A 697-nucleotide genomic window follows, 5' to 3' on the forward strand; every position below is an offset into this window, starting at 1 on the left:
TTCGTTTGCATGGCTCCACCCATATTTCCATTTTCCCAGGGTTGATTATGTCCCACTCTTCTCCCTTGATCGCCGACGATATCGAGTCCTACCTCAAGGAACACGAACGCAAGGACCTGCTGCGCTTCATCACCTGCGGCAGTGTCGATGACGGCAAGTCCACCCTGATCGGTCGGTTGCTGCACGATTCGAAGATGATCTATGAAGATCAGCTCGCGGCGATCGAGCAGGCATCGAAGACCAGCGGGACCACCGGCGATGCGGTGGATCTGGCACTGCTGGTGGATGGCCTGCAGTCCGAGCGCGAGCAGGGCATTACCATCGATGTGGCGTATCGTTATTTCTCCACCGACAAGCGCAAGTTCATCATCGCCGATACCCCGGGCCACGAGCAGTACACCCGCAATATGGCGACGGGGGCCTCGACGGCGAGCCTGGCGGTGATCCTGATCGATGCGCGTTACGGTGTGCAGACGCAGACCAAACGGCACAGTTTCATTGCCGACCTGCTGGGTATTCAGCACCTGGTGATCGCGATCAACAAGATGGATCTGGTCGACTTTTCCGAAGCTCGGTTCGACGAGATCGTCGCCGAGTATCGCGAGTTCGCCGAGAAGCTCAATGCCCGCGACATCCGTTTCGTGCCGATGTCGGCGCTGGAAGGCGACAACGTCGTCAATCGCAGCGCACGGATGCC

Annotated in this window: 1 protein-coding gene; it reads left to right on the forward strand. The window is 58.5% G+C overall.

What is annotated here, in order from left to right; genetic code table 11:
* Positions 1-47 precede the first annotated feature (47 nt).
* Positions 48-697 (forward strand): GTP-binding protein (locus FVV99_RS18460; protein WP_148255591.1); only part of this gene is annotated, 650 nt, incomplete at its 3' end.

Source organism: Aidingimonas lacisalsi (genome assembly GCF_008079445.1).
GTDB lineage: Bacteria > Pseudomonadota > Gammaproteobacteria > Pseudomonadales > Halomonadaceae > Aidingimonas > Aidingimonas lacisalsi.